Genomic DNA, 18,998 nt, shown 5'->3' with positions numbered 1-18,998 from the left:
GAACCATGGGTTGACCCTGAGTTGTGTTTGTCGCGCAAATATGGGATAATCCATCAGGCTTATTTCATCATCAGTAAAGGAGTCCATCATGGGCAAGCGCGGACGTCTGCGTCGTGACCGCCGTAAGAAGGCTGCAAACCACGGCAAGAGGCCGAATGCCTGATCTTCAAGGCAGGCTTTTCCAAGCGAAAGAACCCCGGAACGCGATATGCGTCCGGGGTTCTTTTTTGTAATTCGTAGGCGGAGGTTTCAGCCCTCCCTCAGTCCGACTTCGTCGGCCAGCTCCCTCCCATGGAGGGAGCACAACAATAAAAAAGTCAGACCCCGCGGAGGAGGAAGCACGCGGAGCACACAACGCTACACGGTCAGTCGGCGTCGTTGCGCAGGCACTGGTGAAGACGTTCGATCAAGCATTCGGGGGCGCCGGCGGGACGCAGATAGGCCCGCAGCATCTCGATCATGGCCTTCTCCCGATCGTCGCAACAGGTGTTGATGTCGAAGCATCCACCGTCCGATGACGCAAATCCCTCGGGCGCGGCTGGTACCGGAACCGCCGGGGCGGGCGTGACGTTGACCACGGTCTGGGTGATCGTCGCGTGGCGGAGCGCACCGTTGGGGTCGCTCGTGATGCTGACGCTGGTATGGCGTTCGATCTGACCGTTCATGAGCGCTCCTTCCCTACGGCATGGCCGGCGATCGTTTTCCGTCGACCGGCATGCGATCGCTTCCTACGTCCATTATCGCCCGAATCGTCGCCTTTGGAGTTCGCGTTCGGTGAAACGGCGGTCTTGCCGTACCCGCGTTCCCGGGCATAGCTTTCCAGCTCGTGCTTGAGCTGGGTGCGGGCCCTGTTGAGACGACTCATCACCGTGCCGATCTTTACGCCCTGCTCGTCTGCCACCTGCTGGTACGACTTGCCGTCGATGGCGGCATCGATGAACACCTGACGGCGTTCCGGACTGAGTTTGTTCAGCGCGGCCATGATCTCCTCGGGAGCAAAGGCGTCCCAATAAGTCTGCTCGGCGGATTTGAGTCCCTCGCCGCTGTGCTCGGATGCGGAGTAGATGTCCCAGTCGTCGTATTCGCCGGTCGAGTCGTTGGCACGTTGGGGGCGCCGTTTCGCCTTCTGATACTGGTTGAAGTACAGGTTGCGTTCGATGGTGGTCATCCATGCCGCGAAGTTGGTGCCCGTCGTGAACGAGTCGAAGTTCTTGAATCCTCGTTCGAAGGTGTCCTGCACCAGATCCTGTGCGTCCTCGGGATTGTTGGTCAGCTTCATCGCCTGACGGTAGAGGCCGTCCACCACGGGCATGGCCAGCGCCTCGAATTCGGCGCGCCTGTCCCCGTCCGTCATGTCTGGAGTCTTGTTGTCAACCACCATTCCATTGTGCCACGGGCATGCCTGAGAACCGCGAAACCCCGGTCATCGGCCGTTCTTTGTCGTTGAGACCGCAGACAATACAAGGCATGACCGAATTGCTTACGGCGATCGAAGCCGCACCGAATCAGACCGCAGATCAGACACTGGCCGACTCATGGCTGCTGGGGTTCGACACCGAAACCACGGGCGTGACCGCAGGTCGCGACGCCATCTGCTCGGCGTCCCTGGTGCTACGCGACCCGGCCAAAGGCTATGCGGGCGACGTGATCGGCGAATGGCTGATCAATCCGCATCGTCCGGTCTCCCCCGCCGCAAGCCGTGTGAACGGATTCACCGACGAGTTCCTGCAGGAGCATGGCGGCGAACCCACGGAGGTGCTGGAGACGATTGCCGGGATCATCGCCGAGGCGCAGCGTCATGGCATTCCGCTGCTCGCCTACAACGCCCCGTTCGACGTGGACATGCTCGAGGGTGATCTTGCCCGTTGGGGACTGCAATCGCTGCGTGACCGTTTGGACTGTGAACCCGTCGTGGTGGATCCGCTGGTGATCGACCGCGAGATCTCGCACCGCAAGGGCAAGCGCACGCTGACCGACACCACGTTCTACTACGGCGTGGAACCGCGTGGTGACTTCCACAACGCCACTGCCGACACCACGGCCGCGGTGGACCTGATCGCACCGATCACCCGTCTCTATCCTCAGACCGGACGGCTGACGCTCGGCGAGCTCATGGACTGGCAGCGCGACGCCTACCGTCGCTGGAGGGACTCGTTCAACCAGTGGCTCACCTCCAAGGGACGCACCCCGATCATCGGCGGCTGGTTCGAGTAAAGCGATCGACCCTCGGCCGGACATTCATCGAAAAGTCCAGAGAGCAGAAGGGATCATCACAGAATTACCACGATGTTCCCAGCGTTCTTGAACGTGCGCGGAGATACACTGTCACCGGTTCCGGCGGCACGGGCATAACCCGAACCACCGCCGGACGGATTCACCGATCATCCGTAACTCCAGTCAGGAACAATGGAAACCATGACGCTCTCACTCGCATCCGCCGCCCGTCTGCTCGACCAGCATGGTCTGCTTCGAGAAATCATCCAGAACGATCGCTGGTCGCTCGATCCGCAGGATTTCGATAACATCGAATTCACCGCGGTCACCTATGACTCCCGGGCCGTGGACGCCACCACGCTGCTGTTCTGCAAGGGCCGCTTCAAGGCCGAGTATCTGACGGCCGCCAACAAGGCCGGACTCGCCTGCTATGTGGCGGAAACCGACTTCTCCGAGCACACCGACGCCACCGGCCTGATCGTCGACGACGCCCGCAAGGCGATGAGCCTGCTGTCGGCGGAGTTCTTCGGCCGCCCCCAGGACTCCCTGACCGTGGTAGGCATCACCGGCACCAAGGGCAAGACCACCACCGCGTACTTCACTCAGGCCGTGCTCAACGCCTGGTCCGGTGGCAAGGCCGCCCTCTTCTCGTCGGTGGACAACTGCCTCGACGGCAAGCACTACGAGGAATCCGAACTGACCACGCCGGAGTCGTTGGATGCGTTCCGCATGATGCGCACGGCGGTCGACAACGGCATGAAATACCTCGTCATGGAGGTCAGCTCCCAGGCCTACAAGGTCCACCGCGTCCACGGGCTCACCTTCGACGTCGGCGCCTTCCTCAACATCAGCCCCGACCACATCAGCCCCATCGAGCACCCCACCTTCGAGGACTACTTCCACTGCAAGCGCCAGATCATCGCCAACAGCCGCGCTCTCGTACTTGGTGAAGGCTGCGCACACGCCGATCTGATCCGTCAGGACGCGGCCCGCGCCGGCATCGACGTGACCGAGACCGCGCCACGCGAACAGGTGATGGCATCCCATGATCTGGCCATCGACGGCGACTTCAACTATGCGAACGCGTCCGCCGCGCTGGCGATCGCCCATGTGATTGGTGTGCCGGACGACGATCCTGCCCTGCACGCCATGGACACCGTGCGCATCGCCGGCCGTATGGAGCAGTTCCACGACACGCACAGCGACACGGTGGCGATCGTCGACTACGCGCACAACTACGCCAGCGTGAACGCGCTGCTCGACTTCGTGGACAAGCGCTTCGGCGAGCGTCACCCGCATGTCACGCTGGTCACCGGTTCGGCCGGCAACAAGGCATACGACCGTCGCGACGGCATCGTCAACGCGGCGCAGTCGCGCATCGACCAGTTCGTGTTCACCACCGAGGACAGCGACACCGAACCGTATCTCGACATCTGCAATCAGATGCAGGGGTACATCACCGACCCGAACGTGGCGTCCACGATCATCGTGGATCGCACCGAGGCCGTAACCTGGGCGGTGGACCGCGCACGCGAGCGCCAGGATCGGCTGAATGTTCTGCTGCTGATCGGCAAGGGCGACGAACGTTGGATCAAGGACCACAACCGCCATGTGGCCTACGAGGGCGACGACCGTCTGATCGCCCGCCTGTTCGACGCACAGGAGTGACGGCGCCATACGGTCGCTGTAGAATATCCGTCGTGCGTGTCGATGTGGTTGTGACGTGCACGACGGATATCTAGGAAGAGGACCGTATGCCCATGGAATCGAATCGTTCCGGATTGTGTCTGGCTTCGGCCGTGGACCTGCTCGCCCGGCATGGACTGCTGCGCGAGATCATCGTCGGAGACGCATGGACACTTAACGCGCATGACCTGCCGCATAGTGAGACGCCATTCACCGGCATTACCTATGACACCCGTGAGGTACGGCCCGGGAGTCTGCTGTTCGTCAAGGGTCGCTTCGAGCCCGAATTCCTGGACGGCATCGACGACAAGGGACTCTCCTGCTATGTGGCGGAAACCGACTACGAGGACCGTACCGCGGCCCCTGGCCTGATCGTGAACGACGTGCACAAGGCGATGAGCCTGCTGTCGGCGGAGTTCTTCGGCCGCCCGCAGGACTCCCTGACCGTGGTGGGCATCACCGGCACCAAGGGCAAGACCACCACCAACTACTTCGCGCATGCGATCCTCAACGCGTATTCCGACGGTCATGCGGCGATGATGAGCTCCATCGCCGTCTGTCTTGACGGCCGCACGTGGGAGCCGTCGCATCTGACCACGCCGGAGTCGTTGGATGCGTTCCGCATGATGCGCACGGCGGTCGACAACGGCATGAAATACCTCGTCATGGAGGTCAGCTCCCAGGCCTACAAGGTCCACCGCGTCCACGGGCTCACCTTCGACGTCGGCGCCTTCCTCAACATCAGCCCCGACCACATCAGCCCCATCGAGCACCCCACCTTCGAGGACTACTTCCACTGCAAGCGCCAGATCATCGCCAACAGCCGCGCCATGGTGATCGGCGCGGACAGCGATCATCTCGGCCTGCTGCTGCAGGATGCCGAACGCCATGACGTGGCGGTGACGACGTTTGGCATCGATGCCGCGGACGGCGGCCATGAATCGCAGACCAACGTCGACGTGATCATGACACCCGATCCGAGTCGTAAGACCGGATTCGATCTTGTCTATCAGGGCGGTACGCAGTCGTTCGAGCTGGACATGCTCGGCGAATTCAACTTCCTCAATGCCGCTTCGGCCGTGGCGCTTGCGCTGCGCGTCGGCGTGCCGTTCGACGATCCGGCGATGCACGCGATCGAACGTGTGCAGGTTCCCGGCCGCATGGAACGGTTCGTGGGAGACAACGGACTGCACGTATACGTGGACTTCGCGCACAACTATCTGTCGACCAAGGCTCTGGTCGATGAGATGCTGCGCGTGTACGGCGAGCGCGATCCGCGCATCACGCTGGTAGCCGGCACGACGGGCGGCAAGGCGATCGACCGGCGCGAGGGCATCGTCAAGGGTGCGCTGGGGCGTGCCGAGTCGTTCGTCTTCACGCTGGACGATCCGAACTTCGAGGATCCGCGCAAGATCTGCGAGGAGATGGCGTCGTTCGTCAGCGACGAATCGGCCAGGGTGCAGATCATCGTGGACCGCGAACAGGCGATCGTCACCGCGATCCGCGAGGCGCGCGAATCCGTCGACCGTGACGGACGGTTCAACATCGTGCTCGTGATCGGCAAGGGCCACGAGACGCGCAACATCATCGACGGCAAGGCCGTATACTGGCCCGGCGACGCTACGATCGTGCGCCGTGAGCTCGGACTGGACTGAAACACACCGTTCCCAAGGAGAGGACAACAACACATCATGGCGAAGAAATTCCAGCCGATTCTGCTGGGCAGCGACATCAACGTGTACGGTATGGCCCGCGCGTTCCATGAGGAGTACGGCATCGTGTCGGATGCGTACGCGTACTTCCAGCTGAGCCCCACCAAGTTCAGCAAGATCGTCAACGTGCACATCGTGGACGATTTCAACAACTTCGTGAAGTTCCGTGACTTCATGCTCGATCTGGGCAAGCGTATGAAGGCCGAGGACCCGGATCGTACGCTGCTGCTCATCCCCTGCGGCGACGTGTATGCAAACCTGCTCAGCCAGTGCGGCGACGATCTGCGCAAGTACTTCGTGTACAACACGCTCGACATTCGTCTGTCACGCCGCCTCGCCTACAAGACCACGTTCTATGAGATCTGCGAGCAGTACGATCTGCCGCATCCGAAGACCCGCTCCCTGACCGTCGACGAGGTGCGCGCCGGCGAATACCGCAATCTGCCGTTCGACTACCCGGTGGCCATGAAGCCGGCGAACAGCGTAGAATGGCTGAACATCGACTTCGAGGGCCGTCGCAAGGCGTACATCTTCCAGGATCCGGCCGAGCTCGAGACGATCATCAAGCGCGCCTACGACGCCGGATACACGTCCGAGATGGTGATCCAGGACTTCATCCCCGGCGACGACAGCCGCATGCGCGTGCTCAACGCCTACGTGGACAAGCATCACCGGGTGCGCATGATGTTCCTCGGCCACCCGCTGCTCGAGGACCCCTCCCCCGTGGCGGCCGGCAACTACGCGGCCATCATCCCCGACTACAACGAGGAGGTGTTCCGCACGATCAAGACGTTCCTCGAGGACATCAAGTACGAGGGCGTGGCCAACTTCGACATGAAGTACGACGAACGCGACGGCAAGTACAAGCTGTTCGAGATCAACCTGCGTCAGGGACGCTCCAGCTACTTCGTCACGCTCAACGGCTTCAATCTGGCCAAGTACTTCGTGGAGGATCTGGTGGAGGACACGCCGTTCGACGGCAACACCGTGTTCGGACGCGGATCCAAGCTGTGGCTGGAGATCCCGCGCTCCATCTTCACCGACTACGTGGCCGAGGGCGACGACAAGCGCCGCGGAGAGTCCATGCTCAAGGCGGGCAACTGGGGCACTACGCTCGAGTACTCCAAGGATATGAACCCGCTGCGCTGGCTCATGATCCGCCACATGTTCTCCATCTACAAGAAGAGCTACGCCAAGTACTTCGTCAAGAAGTAGACGGATTCCGCGCTGCTATCATTGCTTCTCAGGCAAATTCGACAATACATCCGACAATCACCGTGAACGTGGCCGTCGCGTCGGGATCCTCCCCCGATCATCCCGACGCGACGGCATGCGGACAAGGCAAGTGGAGCATACATGAAACGACCGTTTTTCGCTGTTCTGGGCGGCATGGGATCCCTGGCCACCGAAAGCTACGTGCGTCTGGTCAATCAGGCCACGCACGCGCACCGCGATCAGGAATTCCTCGACTATGTGGTGTTCAACGACGCCAGCGTGCCTGACCGTACCGAGTTCATTCTCGGCCGCAGTCAGGAGGACCCCTTCCCCGTGATCGCCGACGATATCGAGAAGGCCACGGCCATGGGGGCGAGCTTCATCGTGCTCACCTGCAACACGGCCCATTACTTCTACGACCGTTTCCAGGCGCTCACCGACGTGCCGATCCTGCACATGCCGCGTGGCGCGGTACGGCGCATGAGCCGCCTGTACCCCGCCGGCGAGTACCGTCGCGTCGGGTTCATGGGCACCGAGGGATCCCGCGCGTCGGGCGTGTACCGCAAGGCTGTGGAGGAGGCGGGATACGAGTTCGTCGAACCGGACGAGAGCATGCAGCATCGCGTGGACTATCTGATCTACCACGACGTGAAGGGCACCGGCGAGCTCAATCGCGAACGATACGAGGCCGCCATCGACACCATGCTCAACTACTACCGCTGCGACACGGTGATTCTCGGCTGCACCGAACTGTCCGTGCTCAACGAGGCGTTCCCCATGCCGGACATGCCGATCATCGACGCGCAGGCCATTCTTGTGGACGACACCGTCGCCCGCGCTAAGGCGTTGCGCGGATGATCATGTAGACGCGGAATCATCTTACTCATCAGAAAGCGGCGTTGTTGCAAGCGATATCAATATCGCGCTTGCAACAACGCCGCTTTCTGCTATGGGCTGTGACTACCGTTCCAGCTTCTGACTCACCACGGCGGTGACGCCGTCAGCACGCATCGTCACGCCGTACAATGCGTCGGCAATGCCCATCGTGCGCTGCTGATGCGTGATGACGATCAGCTGAGCGTGCTCGCGCAGCTTCTCGAACGCGTCGAGCAGACGGGTCAGGTTCACGTCGTCGAGCGCGGCCTCCACCTCGTCCATCACGTAGAACGGGCTGGGACGCGCGGTGAAGATCGCGAACAGGAACGCCAGTGCGGTCAGCGAACGCTCGCCGCCGGACAGCAGACTCAGGCGCTTTACTCGCTTGCCGGCCGGTCGGGCCTGCACGATCACGCCGGAATTGAGCGGATCGTTCGGATTGTCGAGCTTCAGCGTGCCGTGACCGCCGGGGAACAGCACGCCGAACATGGTGGTGAACGCCTCGGCGGTGTCGTCGAACGCCTTGCGGAATACGTCGACCATGGTGGAGTCGAGCTGTTTGATCAACGCCATCAGGTCGTCGCGGGAGCGGGCCACGTCGTTGCGCTGGTCGTTGAGATACTGGTTGCGGGCCTTGAGCGCGTCATACTCCTCGGTGGCGAGCGGGTTCACCTTGCCGAGTCTGATGAGATCGCGTTTGGCTCGTTCCAGTCGCTGCACCTGTTCGTCGCGCACGTAGACGGTCTGTCCGTTCGGGTTGCCGGTCTCGTCGAGCACCGGCACGGGCTGGTCGGGACCGTAGTCGCGCACGGCCTCATCCACGGTCATACCCAGCGTCTCGGAGATGCGGGTGGCGAGCTGCTCGTAGTCGGCCGCCATGCGTTCCCGATTCATGTCGAGCCCGTGCTCCCGGCCGCGCAGGTCGACCACGCGCGGTTCCAGACGGTCGCGGCGCGCACGCAGGTCGGCGAGCTCGTCGTCGTTTCTGGCGGCGGACCGCTGTTCCATGGCGCGCCGTTCCTCCACCTGGCCGATGCGCTTCGCGAGGTCGGCGGCCACCGCCTTGGCGCGTTCGGCAATGCGGGCTGCCTGATCGGCCTGCTTGCGACGCCTAGCGTTCAACGACTCAATCCTGATGCGGCGCTGTTCCGCCTGATGGGCGTTGTCGCGAAGCAATCCGGCTTGGCGGACGAGCGACTGTGCCTGACGCGTTGCCTCGTTCCAAGCCATGGTGGCGGCGAGCTCGTCATTGCGGGCCGTGGCCAGCATGGTGTCCAGCTCGTGTTCGCGTACGTCCAGATCGTCGATGTCCGCATGCGCATCGTGGGCGTCGTTCATGGAGGTCATGGCCCGATTGAGATCGTTGAGCTTGAGCGTGTGCTCCTGTTGTGCCTCGTCGATAGCGGACGCCTTGCGTTCCAGAGTCTCCAGCCTGGCACGCAGCGACGCCGTCCTCTCCCCCGCCGTCTTCAGCATCTGCCGGGACTGCTGGATCTGCAGACGACGTTCGGCGAGCAGGGTCTGCTCGTTCTGCACGAGCTCGGACGCCTGTTCCGACCGCTCCTTGGCTTCGGCCAGATCGGCGTCCAGCGCGGTGAGCTCGTCGCTCAGTTTCGCCACGTCGGCCAGTGCACGGTTGCGTCGTGCCGCTAGGCTCAAATCGCTTTGGGCCAGCGCCGAGCCGCCGACCGCGGCCACGCCGCCACGGAACAGTTCCCCGTCCATGGTGACCGCGGCCTGCCAGCCGTGACGTACGGCGTGCATCGCCTCGTCGCGCGAGCGGGCGGCCGCTACATCGGCGACGAGATGGCGTACGGCACGGACCGTGCCCTGCGCAGCATCGGCGTTCTCGGCGTTCGGGTTGATGCGGATGAGGTCGGCGATGCCGGGAATATCGGCACGGTCGGCGGTATCCGTTTCTCGCTGACCCAGCTGACCCATTGGATGGGTCGGATCGGCGTCCGCGATCTCCTCCGCGGAGAGGGTCCTGAGCAGGACCGCCTTGCCCAGTCTGTCCGATTTGGCGCGGGTCAGCGCATGGTCGACGTTTGTGTCGTCGGCCACCACGATCGCGCCGGCGAACACGTCGAGCGCGTGGGAGACGGCCTCCTCCCAGCCGTCCTCCACTTGGATGAAGTCGGTGAGATGGCCCAGCGCGCCTGTCTGCGGGTCCTGTTCCAGCGCTCCTGCCGCGTTGCGTCCGTCGAGGGTGTCGGCGAGCGCATCGGCCTTGGCGTTGAGCGAGACCATGCGGGTTTCCACAGCGCGGCGATGATCCTCGAGTTCGCGTACCTGCGCCTGTGTCTGTTCGAGTGCCGTGCGGGCTTCGACAAGGGCGGTGTCGTCGGGTTCGTCGTTCTCGGGGATTCGATGTTCAAGCTCACCCTGTTCGGCGACGGCGGTTTCCAGTTGGGAGTGCAGTGCGTCCCGCTGGCCGTTGATGTCGTCGCGCTGTGCCGTGGCGGATTGCAGGAGCGCCTCCTCACGGGCGATGAGCTCGCGAAGCTGCGCGATGCGGCTTTCCCGTTCGCGGGTGCTCTTGCGCAGCTCGGCCATGGTCTGTCGCAGGGATGCGAGCTGACGTTCAAGCTCGGCGCGGTGCTCCTGCGCCTGCTTCAGCGTCTGCTGTGTTTCGGCGGCTTTGGCGTGCTGGTCGTCGGCCTGCGCGGTGAGCTCGTCGGCACGGTGTATGAGCAGTTCCGGGTCTTCGCCGAGGTTTTCAGTGATCTGGCCGAGCAGTGAGCTGCGACGTTCGTCGGCCAAGGAAGCCAATGACTCGAGCCGTTCGTGGATCTGGCTCATTTCGTGCCAGGTGGCGGTGAGAGCGGCGATGGCGGGCGAGGATTCGCGCGACGCGGCTTCCACCTGTTCGATACGGATCTTGACTTCGGCCAGTGTGCGCTGTTCACCGGCGAGCTCGCCGCGTACGCGGGTGAGTTCCTCGCGGTTGGCGTCTCTCCGTTCGATCAGTTGCGCGGCGTCGTCGGCCATGATGCGGCTTTGCGCGTCACGCACGGACACCTGGATGGCGTCGGCCTTGCGCGAGATGCGAGCCTGACGTCCCAGCGGGCCCATCTGTCGTCTGATCTCGCCGAGCAGATCGTCGAGACGCGCCAGATTCGCTTCGGTGGCGGTGAGCTTGCGCAGTGCACGCTCCTTGCGCTTGCGATGCTTGAGGATGCCGGCGGCCTCCTCGATGAACGCGCGGTGGCCGGTCGGGTCGGCGTGCAGGATCTGGTCGAGCCTCCCCTGGCCGACGATCACGTGCATGTGCGAGCCGAGACCGGTGTCGCTGAGCAGCTCCTGAATGTCGAGTAGACGGCACGGCGTGCCGTTGATCTCGTATTCGGATCCGCCTCCGCGAAACATGGTGCGGCTGATCGTCACTTCCGTGTAGTCGATGTCGAGCACGCGGTCGGAGTTGTCGATGGTCAGCGACACCTGTGCACGGCCAAGTGCAGGGCGCGAGGTGGTGCCCGCGAAGATGACGTCCTCCATGGAGGTGCCGCGCAGGTTCTTCGCACCCTGTTCGCCCATCACCCAAGTGAGAGCGTCGACGATGTTCGACTTGCCGGAGCCGTTGGGCCCCACCACTGCCGTGATGCCGGGCTCGAAGCGGAGCGTGGTGGCGGAGGCGAAGGATTTGAAGCCCTTGAGCGTGAGTTCCTTGAGATACACTAGGCGCGCTCCGACTTCGGTTTGGCGAGGTCGGCGTTCGGCTGTTCCTTCAGCAGATGACGGGCGTCACCGGCAGTGACGAAGCTGCCGCAGACGAGGACGCCCTGACCGTAGCCGATGCCCGTCTCGTCGGATTCGTCGGCGAGATCGACGGCGGCCTGAATGGCGTCGGGCAGGAAGTCCTTACGAATCACGCGGTCGGGGCCGAACACGTCGATGGCGATCTTCTCGAGATCCTCGGCGGGCATGACGCGGCTCGTCCACGAGTTCTGGGTGACGACGATGGTGTCGAGGATCGGCTCGAGGATGCCGAGCACGGACTCGACCTCCTTGTCGGCCATCATGGAGACCACGCCGATGAGGTGCTGGAAGGAGAAGTTCTCCTCGATGGCCTCGCGCAGTGCGGTGACCGCCTGGATGTTGTGGCCGCCGTCCACGATGATCGTGGGCGAGTTGCGAACCACCTCGATGCGGCCGGGCACCTTCACGCTGCCCAGGGCCTCGGCGACCACGTCGCCGTCGAGCGGGCCGTTGACCGGGATCACCACTTCGGCCGCGGCGAGCGCGGACAGGGCGTTGTGCGCCTGATGTTCGCCGAACATGGCGACGGGAACCTGCTCGTACACGCCGTTCGGCGTGCGCAGCGTAACCATCTGACCACCGACGGCGAGCTGACGGGAGACGACCTCCATCTCCTGGCCGTCACGCGCCAGTCCCTGTGCGCCCTGCTCGCGTACGGCGTCCTCGATGATCGGCAGCACGGTCTCGTGGGTCTGCGGGCCGACGATCACGGTGGAGTTGGGCTTGACGATGCCGGCCTTCTCGGTGGCGATCTGCTCCACGGTGTCGCCCAGCCACTGCATGTGGTCCATGTCCACCGGACCGATGATCGACGCGTCGCCATTGAGCACGTTGGTGGCGTCCCACCGGCCGCCCATGCCAACCTCGATCACGGCCACATCGACCGGCGCGTCGGCGAACGCCCAGATGGCCATGGCAGTGAGCACCTCGAAGAAGCTCATCTTCGGACCGCCCTGCTCGACGGACTTGGCGTCGACCAGGTCCACGAAGTCCTTGATCTGATCCCAGATGTCGACGAACTCGTCGTCGGACAGGCGCTGTCCGTCGATGCAGATGCGCTCGGTGATCGACTCCACGTGCGGCGACGTGTACAGTCCGGTACGCAGTCCGTAGTGACGGCAGATCGATTCGACCATACGGGCGGTGGAGCCCTTGCCGTTCGTGCCGGTGATGTGCACCACACGGAACGACTGCTCAGGATGCCCCAGCAGATCCATCATCATCTGCATGCGGTCGAGCGTGGGATCGAAATCGTGCTCGGGAGCCCGCTTCATGATCGTGCGATACACCTCGTTGAGGCTTGTTCCTGCAGTGTTCGGATGTTCGAAAGACATACCTCTTGCCTTCATGCCCTTTCCGCGCGTCACGTCTGAAGTATCCGATGCGCACGGCAATGGTCGATGCACATCGATGCTCGATGTATTCTAGGCAATCGCTGTGACCATGGGTGCCCATACGCGACGGGCGTACATCGTGACGACGCCGGTGGCATGATGAACGCCATTCGCGTGAAGCATCTCCTAAGATGAGCGATAGCGATGCAGACGTCATGCGGACGCTGCACGGGCATGATCGAAAGGAGCGGCGCGATGTCGGCAAGCGACGAGACGCGAAGCGCACAGGCGGAGAAAAGGTATCAGCAGGATGAGGAGGAGCTGAGCGCACAGGCCGTGGGCGAGCGCGTGGCGAACCGCACGCTCTCCCCGCGTTCGGAATCGTTCAGGAAGTTCATGACCGAGGGCTGGGGCGAGGTGGATCCCGGCGTCACGCCGCTGGAGTCCAGCAAGTACATTCCCGCACGTCTTGAGGCGCTCGGCAAGCGGTTCCCCGGCAGCCGCATCGTCATTCCGGCCGGTCAGCCCAAGACCCGCAACAACGACTGCGACTACGCGTTCCGCCCGGATACGACGTTTGCCTACTACACGGGACTGGGCGAGGATTATGAGGCGGGCGCCGTGCTGGTGCTCGACCCGGTGGACCCGGACGGTGAAGACGCCAAGGCCGGACGCACGCACACCGCCACGCTGTTTCTCAAGCCGCGCGCCGATCAGACGACCGAGGACTACTACCGTTCCGGCTACGGCGAATACTGGGTGGGCGCCCGCCCGGGTCTCAAGGAATTCACCACGATGACCGGACTGAACACCCGTGACATCTCGCAGCTGTCCGACGCGCTGTCCAAGGACGTGGGCCCGGAGGAGGGCGCCGTGCAGCTGCGCGTGGTGCGCGAGGCCGACCCGCAGATCACCGGCGAGGTGGAGCTCATCCGCGAGCAGAACGGCTGGGCCGACCCCGACCGCAACCGTGCCGCCGACGACCGTCTGCACGAGTACGCGGCCGAGGCCCGCATGGTCAAGGACTCGTACGAGGTGGGCGAGATCCGCAAGGCCGTGGCCGCCACCAAGCGAGGCTTCGACCGTATGCTCACCGCGCTGCCCGGCGCGCTCGACAAGCCGCGCAGCGAACGCATCCTCGAGGGCGCGTTCAACGCCAACGCCCGCGAAGAGGGCAACGACGAGGGCTATGAGACGATCGTGGCCTCCGGCGCCCATGCCGCGACGCTGCACTGGGTGCGCAACACCGGCAGCATCGACTCCGGTGATCTGCTGCTCATCGACGCCGGCGTGGAGGTCAACAGCCTGTACACCGCCGACATCACCCGCACCTTCCCCACCAACGGAAAGTTCACGCCGTTCCAGCGCCGCCTGTACGAGGCCGTGCTCAAGGCGCAGCAGGCCGGATTCGACGCCGCCAAGCCCGGCGTCACCTACCATCACATCCATGATGCGGTGATGCGTTCGATCGCCGAGTCGCTGCACGAGTTCGGCATCCTGCCGGTGAGCGTGGAGGAGTCCCTCTCCCCCGAAGGCCAGCAGCATCGCCGTTGGCTCGCCTGTGGCGTGGCGCACCATCTGGGTCTTGACGTGCACGATTGCGCGCAGGCCCGTTTCGAGTCGTATCAGGAGCGTCCGATCACGCCGGGCATCACGTTCACCATCGAGCCGGGACTCTACTTCAAGGAGAACGACCTGCTCGTGCCGCCGGAATACCGCGGCATCGGCATCCGCATTGAGGATGACGTGCTCATGACGGAGAACGGCCCCGAGTGGATCAGCCACGACATTCCGAAGCAGCCCGACGACGTGGAGGCGTGGATGGCCGAACGCGCCGCGGCCGGTGCCGCCGGCTCCGGCGCCGAGGAGCGCTGAGCATGGCGACCCCGGAATTCATTCTCGAACTGCGCAAGAAGATCGGCCATGACCCGCTGTGGCTGATCGGCGTGTCCGCCTACGTGGAGGATGCCGACGGCCGTGTGCTGCTGGGCCGTCGCAGCGACACCGGCGAATGGGCCATGGTGTACGGCATCAACGAGCCCGGCGAGGAGCCTGCCGTGACCGTGGTGCGCGAGGTGAAGGAGGAGACCGGCGTGGACTGCGTGCCCACCGACCTGGTGTCCGTCAAGTCGTCCACGCGCATGCTCACGTACGGCAACGGCGATCAGGCCATGTACATGGATCACCTGTTCGTCTGCAGGCTGGCCGAAGGCGGCAACGCCGACCCGTTCGTAGGCGACGACGAGAGCCTGAACGTGGGCTGGTTCGACGTGGACGACCTGCCCTCGCCGCTGGCGGCGACCACCGTGGAGCGCATGGGATACGTGCGCCAGTGGAAGGCCGCCGGCAACGGAAAGGCCCTGTTCTCGCTGGAGTAGACGCTGAGGACTGGGTGTTGGGCCCTCCCTCTGCCATGGCTGCGCCACGGCATCTCCCTCCCCAGGAGGGAGAACGAAGAGAAAGAGCATGTGCTCCCTCCGAGGGAGGGAGCTGGCCGGCGCAGCCGGACTGAGGGAGGGCCCGACACCTGCGTATGCCGTGACAGGGAGGGAATCCTTCCATGCCCTCCGGCCTCCCATCAGATGCGGGACCATCGCCAACGAAGCCCCTCCCCGCATCATCCACCCACTCTCTATCGAAAGGAATCCATGTCTGTTCTCACCATCATCTTCGGCATCCTCGCGTTCGTGATCGGTGTGCTGTTCGCGTCGCTGCCGACCAGCGCGCGCATGATGGACGGCGCCCAGATGGGCTTGTCGCTCGTGCTCGTGATCGCGCTGATCGGCATGCTGATCTGCATGTACTTCATCGGCTCGGACGCCGAATCCTGGGTGATTCTGATCACCGCCATCGTCGGATACGTGATCGGCCATCTGCGCCCGATCAACGATTTCCTCGCCTCGCACTGGGACATCTTCGACTTCCGCTGACGATGACCGGTCGTTTTGGATCAGTGATCGAAACGCATGATGGGGGCGGGTCGGCTGTATTCCCAGTCGGACCGCCCCCCATCATGCGTTCACCGGATCTTCCGTCAGAGGTCCATGTAGTCCATCGGTCGTTCGATGAAACGGCGCAGGCCATAGGCGGCCGCACCATGCAGCGCCGGATGCTCATCCGATGCGCAGGACAGCACCCGCAGATCGATCGATCCTCCGGCAAGGAGCTGCGGAGTGACGCGTTCACGCAACCGAGCGGCCAGATCCTCGCCGAACACGGACCAGAATCCCCCAAGCACGATGGTGTCGACGTCCAGCACATTGATGACCGTCGCCGCCGCGGAGGCCATGGCGTTCAACGCCTGATCGATGGCATTCACCGCCCTGTCGTCTCCGTCACGCCACCGGTCATGAAGCTCCTGCACGTATCGGCCCTGTACGGCCTCGTCGCCGTCGGCAATCCCGGCGGCACGCACCAGTTCGCGTCGACCGGCGTACATCTCCAGGCATCCCCGCCTGCCGCACCGGCACTGCGGACCATTCATATCCACGGACACATGGCCGAGCTCACCGGCAAACCCGTGATCACCGCGCACTAGCGAGCCCGAACGCACGAACGCACCGCCCACGCCGACATCGGTGGAGATGTACAGGAAGGAGTCGTTGGGCGACAGCGCCTCTTCGAGCCGCCCGCTCTCCTCGGCACGCTCGCGCTCCGTCTCCCGTGCCACATCCTCGACCTGCGCGGTCGGCCGGCACGACGCGTATCCGGGAATCTGTGCAATGGCGGCGAGATTCGCCTCGTTATCGGCCAGCGCTTCCAGTCGGCGCACCACATCGTATTGATGCAGATCGATGTCCGTCCAGCCCAGATTCGGGGCCATGAGCAGACGCTGCTCACCGGCACCGAGATCGGCGATCAGGCCAGGCAGGGCAAGACCGGCGCCTACGATACGGTAATTGCGACGCTTGAGGGTGGCCTCCGCGGGCAGCAGCAGCTCGTCGAGCGCGGCGAATGCCTCGTCGGGGGTCACACCGGTCATCGACCGATCCTCCCACTCCCCCATCACGGTCTCGCCGGCGATATCGGTGACGGTATATCCATAGCCGTCGGTGTTGATCTGCATGCCGATGCCCACCCAGCAGCCCGGGCGGAACGCCAGCGGGGTACTGGGACGGCCGTTCCCCGACTTCTGCAGCGGGTCCAGCTCCTCCACCACTTCGTTGGTCAGCAGAATGTCGGACAGCAGCGACAGGGTCGCCTTGGTCAGACCGGTGGATTTGGCCAGCTGCGCGCGGCTCATCGGCGAATCCGACTGCAGCAGTGTGGTCAGCACCACCGACAGATTATGGTTGCGCAGATCGTCCTGATTGATGCTTCGTGATCTCGGCATGACTGTGTCCTTTTGATCCTATGATCCATGTCATACGGCGCCGTACCGGCCATGCTTTGTCGCCGCATATATGTCGGTTTTGGAACGTCGTTGAACTAAGTGCTTTTCCTACCTTACAACAGACATGTTCAATACGTTGCGATCCACAGCTGCCCAACAAAACCAGCACCACTTCCCACCATTTAGTTTTTTCGTCTAATTAACTGATATACTGGAAGACGGAATTCGGCAGAAACGAACAGACGGGAGCGGTTATGACAGAGCGGATTCTGGTGGCCGGCATCGACACCTCCACGCAGTCGTGCAAGGTGCGCGTCACCGACGCGGAGACGGGGGAACTCGTACGATTCGGCTCGGCGAAGCACCCCGACGGCACCAGCGTGAACCCCGAGGCATGGTGGAACGCCTTTCTCGAAGCGTCCCGGAAGGCCGGCGGCCTCGATGACGTGTCCGCGCTCGCCGTCGGCGGACAGCAGCATGGCATGGTCCTGCTCGACGAGCACGGCGCCGTGATCCGCGACGCGCTGCTGTGGAACGACACCCGGTCGGCGCCGCAAGCCGAGGCACTGATCCGCGCACTCGGCGCCGCTCCGGCGGAGGACGACGAACCGGACGGAGACGGCGAAGACTCGATTCACGCGCGCGGCGTACAGCGTTGGGTGAAGGCGGTGGGATCCTCCCCTGTCGCATCCTATACGCTGACCAAGGTGGCATGGGTCGCCGAGAACGAGCCGGACAACGCGGCGCGCATCGCCGCGATCTGCCTGCCGCATGACTGGCTGAGCTGGCGCATCGCCGGCTACGGCCCGGTCGCCGACGGCGAGGACGCACATCTCGACGCGCTGTTCACCGATCGCTCCGACGCCTCCGGCACCAGCTACTTCGACGCCGCGGCCAACGAATATCGTCTCGATCTGCTCGATATGGCGCTCGGCCGTCACGACGTCATACTGCCTCGTGTACTGGGTCCGGCCGAGATGGCACCCGTCAAGGCCTCGCCCGAGATCGCCGGCAGCGACGTCGAAGGAGGATGCCTGATCGGCCCCGGCGGCGGAGACAACGCCATGGCGTCATTCGGTCTGTCGATGGGAGTCGGCGACATATCGGTGTCACTGGGCACGTCCGGCGTGGCCGCGGCCATCGCCGAACATCCCACATACGACCTCACGGGTGCGATCAGCGGGTTCGCCGACTGCACCGGGCATTTCCTACCGCTCGCCTGCACAATCAACGGTTCGCGCATCCTTGACGCCGGCCGTCACGCGCTCGGCGTGGATTACGACGAGCTGGCCGATCTGGCGTTCGCCTCGACGCCCGGCGCCGGCGGCATCACACTGATCCCCTATTTCGACGGTGAGCGCACGCCGAACCGTCCGAACGACACGGCCCGTCTGGAGGGAATGACACTGACGAACACCACGCGCGAGAATCTGGCCAGGGCGTTCGTGGAAGGGCTGCTGTGCTCGCAGCGTGACTGCATCGAACTGGTGCGCGCGCTCGGCGCCCGCATCGACCGCATTCTGCTGATCGGCGGCGGCGCCAAGTCTCCGGCCGTGCGCGCGCTCGCGCCCGCCGTGTTCGGCATGAATGTGACACTGCCCGCAACCGACGAATATGTGGCCATCGGTGCGGCACGCCAGGCGGCCTGGGTGCTGGCCGCGGCCCAGACCGCTTCGGAAACGGCCCCCGAACCCCCGGCGTGGCGGATCACAATCGATGGTGTCGAGTCCGCCGAGCCGGCACCCGAGGTCTACGAGACCTACGCCCGGCGTCGCGGCTGAGCAGGGCCACATATCGAGCTCCCACCGTACCGCCCTCTTCGGTGCTTCTTTGACGCACGTTCGCGTCGGTTGAGCACCGGAGAGGGCG

General features: G+C 63.8%; 15 protein-coding genes. 10 read left to right on the top strand and 5 right to left on the bottom strand.

The genetic code is table 11. The annotated features are described in order from the left end of the window. Window positions 1-88: 88 nt before the first annotated feature. On the top strand, window positions 89-163 hold the full coding sequence (locus Tam10B_RS13860; RefSeq protein WP_369299097.1) for a 50S ribosomal protein bL37: 75 nt from the start codon (window positions 89-91) through the stop codon (window positions 161-163). Between the two features lie 202 nt (window positions 164-365). Here Tam10B_RS13860 and Tam10B_RS11110 read toward each other — a convergent pair whose 3' ends face one another. Continuing rightward, window positions 366-665 carry a hypothetical protein gene (locus Tam10B_RS11110; RefSeq protein ID WP_093961302.1) on the bottom strand — a complete coding sequence of 100 codons (300 nt, stop codon included), beginning with the start codon at window positions 663-665 and terminating at the stop codon, window positions 366-368. Continuing rightward, window positions 662-1,354, bottom strand: a complete 693-nt coding sequence (locus tag Tam10B_RS11105; protein ID WP_198947601.1) for a sigma-70 family RNA polymerase sigma factor — start codon at window positions 1,352-1,354, stop codon at window positions 662-664. The genes Tam10B_RS11110 and Tam10B_RS11105 overlap by 4 nt, the downstream gene beginning before the upstream one ends. Window positions 1,355-1,467: 113 nt before the next feature. Here Tam10B_RS11105 and Tam10B_RS11100 point away from each other — a divergent pair, with 113 nt between their 5' ends. The 5 genes from Tam10B_RS11100 (at window position 1,468) to Tam10B_RS11080 (ending at window position 7,685) form a co-directional block, all read left to right on the top strand. Then, window positions 1,468-2,214, top strand: coding sequence for an exonuclease domain-containing protein (locus tag Tam10B_RS11100; protein ID WP_093961301.1), 747 nt, complete (start codon window positions 1,468-1,470; stop codon window positions 2,212-2,214). A gap of 201 nt (window positions 2,215-2,415) precedes the next feature. Then, window positions 2,416-3,882 (top strand): UDP-N-acetylmuramoyl-L-alanyl-D-glutamate--2,6-diaminopimelate ligase, encoded by a 1,467-nt coding sequence (locus Tam10B_RS11095; RefSeq protein ID WP_093961300.1) that lies wholly within the window; start codon window positions 2,416-2,418, stop codon window positions 3,880-3,882. A gap of 92 nt (window positions 3,883-3,974) precedes the next feature. Further along, window positions 3,975-5,555: a UDP-N-acetylmuramyl-tripeptide synthetase gene (gene murE, locus Tam10B_RS11090; RefSeq protein ID WP_093961431.1), complete on the top strand. Its 1,581-nt coding sequence runs from the start codon at window positions 3,975-3,977 to the stop codon at window positions 5,553-5,555. A 36-nt stretch (window positions 5,556-5,591) separates the two neighbouring features. Then, entirely contained in the window at window positions 5,592-6,827 is a 1,236-nt protein-coding gene (locus Tam10B_RS11085) for a carboxylate--amine ligase (protein ID WP_093961299.1), read from the top strand. 141 nt (window positions 6,828-6,968) lie between these two features. After that, window positions 6,969-7,685, top strand: a complete 717-nt coding sequence (locus Tam10B_RS11080; protein ID WP_093961298.1) for an aspartate/glutamate racemase family protein — start codon at window positions 6,969-6,971, stop codon at window positions 7,683-7,685. A gap of 102 nt (window positions 7,686-7,787) precedes the next feature. Here the strand turns inward: Tam10B_RS11080 and smc are convergent, their stop codons facing one another. After that, complete coding sequence (gene smc / locus Tam10B_RS11075; protein WP_093961297.1) at window positions 7,788-11,381, bottom strand: chromosome segregation protein SMC; 3,594 nt, start codon at window positions 11,379-11,381, stop codon at window positions 7,788-7,790. Next, window positions 11,381-12,796, bottom strand: coding sequence for a bifunctional folylpolyglutamate synthase/dihydrofolate synthase (locus Tam10B_RS11070; protein ID WP_093961296.1), 1,416 nt, complete (start codon window positions 12,794-12,796; stop codon window positions 11,381-11,383). Before Tam10B_RS11070 ends, smc begins: the two co-directional genes overlap by 1 nt. 255 nt (window positions 12,797-13,051) lie before the next feature. Here Tam10B_RS11070 and Tam10B_RS11065 point away from each other — a divergent pair, with 255 nt between their 5' ends. The 3 genes from Tam10B_RS11065 to Tam10B_RS11055 all read left to right on the top strand — a co-directional run bounded on the left by Tam10B_RS11065 (window position 13,052) and on the right by Tam10B_RS11055 (window position 15,726). Further along, window positions 13,052-14,671 carry an aminopeptidase P family protein gene (locus Tam10B_RS11065; protein WP_093961295.1) on the top strand — a complete coding sequence of 540 codons (1,620 nt, stop codon included), beginning with the start codon at window positions 13,052-13,054 and terminating at the stop codon, window positions 14,669-14,671. Between the two features lie 2 nt (window positions 14,672-14,673). Further along, window positions 14,674-15,174 (top strand): NUDIX hydrolase, encoded by a 501-nt coding sequence (locus Tam10B_RS11060; protein WP_093961294.1) that lies wholly within the window; start codon window positions 14,674-14,676, stop codon window positions 15,172-15,174. Window positions 15,175-15,444: 270 nt separating this feature from the next. After that, a complete protein-coding gene (locus Tam10B_RS11055; RefSeq protein ID WP_093961293.1) occupies window positions 15,445-15,726 on the top strand; it encodes a hypothetical protein in 282 nt (93 codons plus the stop codon). A gap of 104 nt (window positions 15,727-15,830) precedes the next feature. Here Tam10B_RS11055 and Tam10B_RS11050 read toward each other — a convergent pair whose 3' ends face one another. Further along, window positions 15,831-17,129, bottom strand: a complete 1,299-nt coding sequence (locus Tam10B_RS11050; RefSeq protein WP_093961292.1) for an ROK family protein — start codon at window positions 17,127-17,129, stop codon at window positions 15,831-15,833. A gap of 254 nt (window positions 17,130-17,383) precedes the next feature. Between Tam10B_RS11050 and Tam10B_RS11045 the strand changes: the two genes are divergently transcribed. Continuing rightward, window positions 17,384-18,910: a xylulokinase gene (locus tag Tam10B_RS11045; protein ID WP_093961291.1), complete on the top strand. Its 1,527-nt coding sequence runs from the start codon at window positions 17,384-17,386 to the stop codon at window positions 18,908-18,910. Window positions 18,911-18,998 lie beyond the last annotated feature (88 nt).

Source organism: Bifidobacterium vansinderenii (assembly GCF_002234915.1).
Classification (GTDB): domain Bacteria; phylum Actinomycetota; class Actinomycetes; order Actinomycetales; family Bifidobacteriaceae; genus Galliscardovia; species Galliscardovia vansinderenii.
The sequence above is the reverse complement of the archived record's forward strand: the minus strand, read 5'-3'. Positions and strand labels throughout refer to the sequence as shown.

Bases quoted from the DNA above. Each gene is read 5' to 3' on its own strand.
- Tam10B_RS11060 (WP_093961294.1), top strand. From the start codon at position 14,674: ATGGCGACCCCGGAATTCATTCTCGAACTGCGCAAGAAGATCGGCCAT.
- Tam10B_RS11085 (WP_093961299.1), top strand. From the start codon at position 5,592: ATGGCGAAGAAATTCCAGCCGATTCTGCTGGGCAGCGACATCAACGTG.
- Tam10B_RS11100 (WP_093961301.1), top strand. From the start codon at position 1,468: ATGACCGAATTGCTTACGGCGATCGAAGCCGCACCGAATCAGACCGCA.
- Tam10B_RS11045 (WP_093961291.1), top strand. From the start codon at position 17,384: ATGACAGAGCGGATTCTGGTGGCCGGCATCGACACCTCCACGCAGTCG.
- Tam10B_RS11095 (WP_093961300.1), top strand. From the start codon at position 2,416: ATGACGCTCTCACTCGCATCCGCCGCCCGTCTGCTCGACCAGCATGGT.
- Tam10B_RS11080 (WP_093961298.1), top strand. From the start codon at position 6,969: ATGAAACGACCGTTTTTCGCTGTTCTGGGCGGCATGGGATCCCTGGCC.
- murE (WP_093961431.1), top strand. From the start codon at position 3,975: ATGGAATCGAATCGTTCCGGATTGTGTCTGGCTTCGGCCGTGGACCTG.
- Tam10B_RS11105 (WP_198947601.1), bottom strand. From the start codon at position 1,354: ATGACGGACGGGGACAGGCGCGCCGAATTCGAGGCGCTGGCCATGCCC.
- Tam10B_RS11055 (WP_093961293.1), top strand. From the start codon at position 15,445: ATGTCTGTTCTCACCATCATCTTCGGCATCCTCGCGTTCGTGATCGGT.
- Tam10B_RS11110 (WP_093961302.1), bottom strand. From the start codon at position 665: ATGAACGGTCAGATCGAACGCCATACCAGCGTCAGCATCACGAGCGAC.
- Tam10B_RS11070 (WP_093961296.1), bottom strand. From the start codon at position 12,796: ATGTCTTTCGAACATCCGAACACTGCAGGAACAAGCCTCAACGAGGTG.
- Tam10B_RS11050 (WP_093961292.1), bottom strand. From the start codon at position 17,129: ATGCCGAGATCACGAAGCATCAATCAGGACGATCTGCGCAACCATAAT.
- Tam10B_RS11065 (WP_093961295.1), top strand. From the start codon at position 13,052: ATGTCGGCAAGCGACGAGACGCGAAGCGCACAGGCGGAGAAAAGGTAT.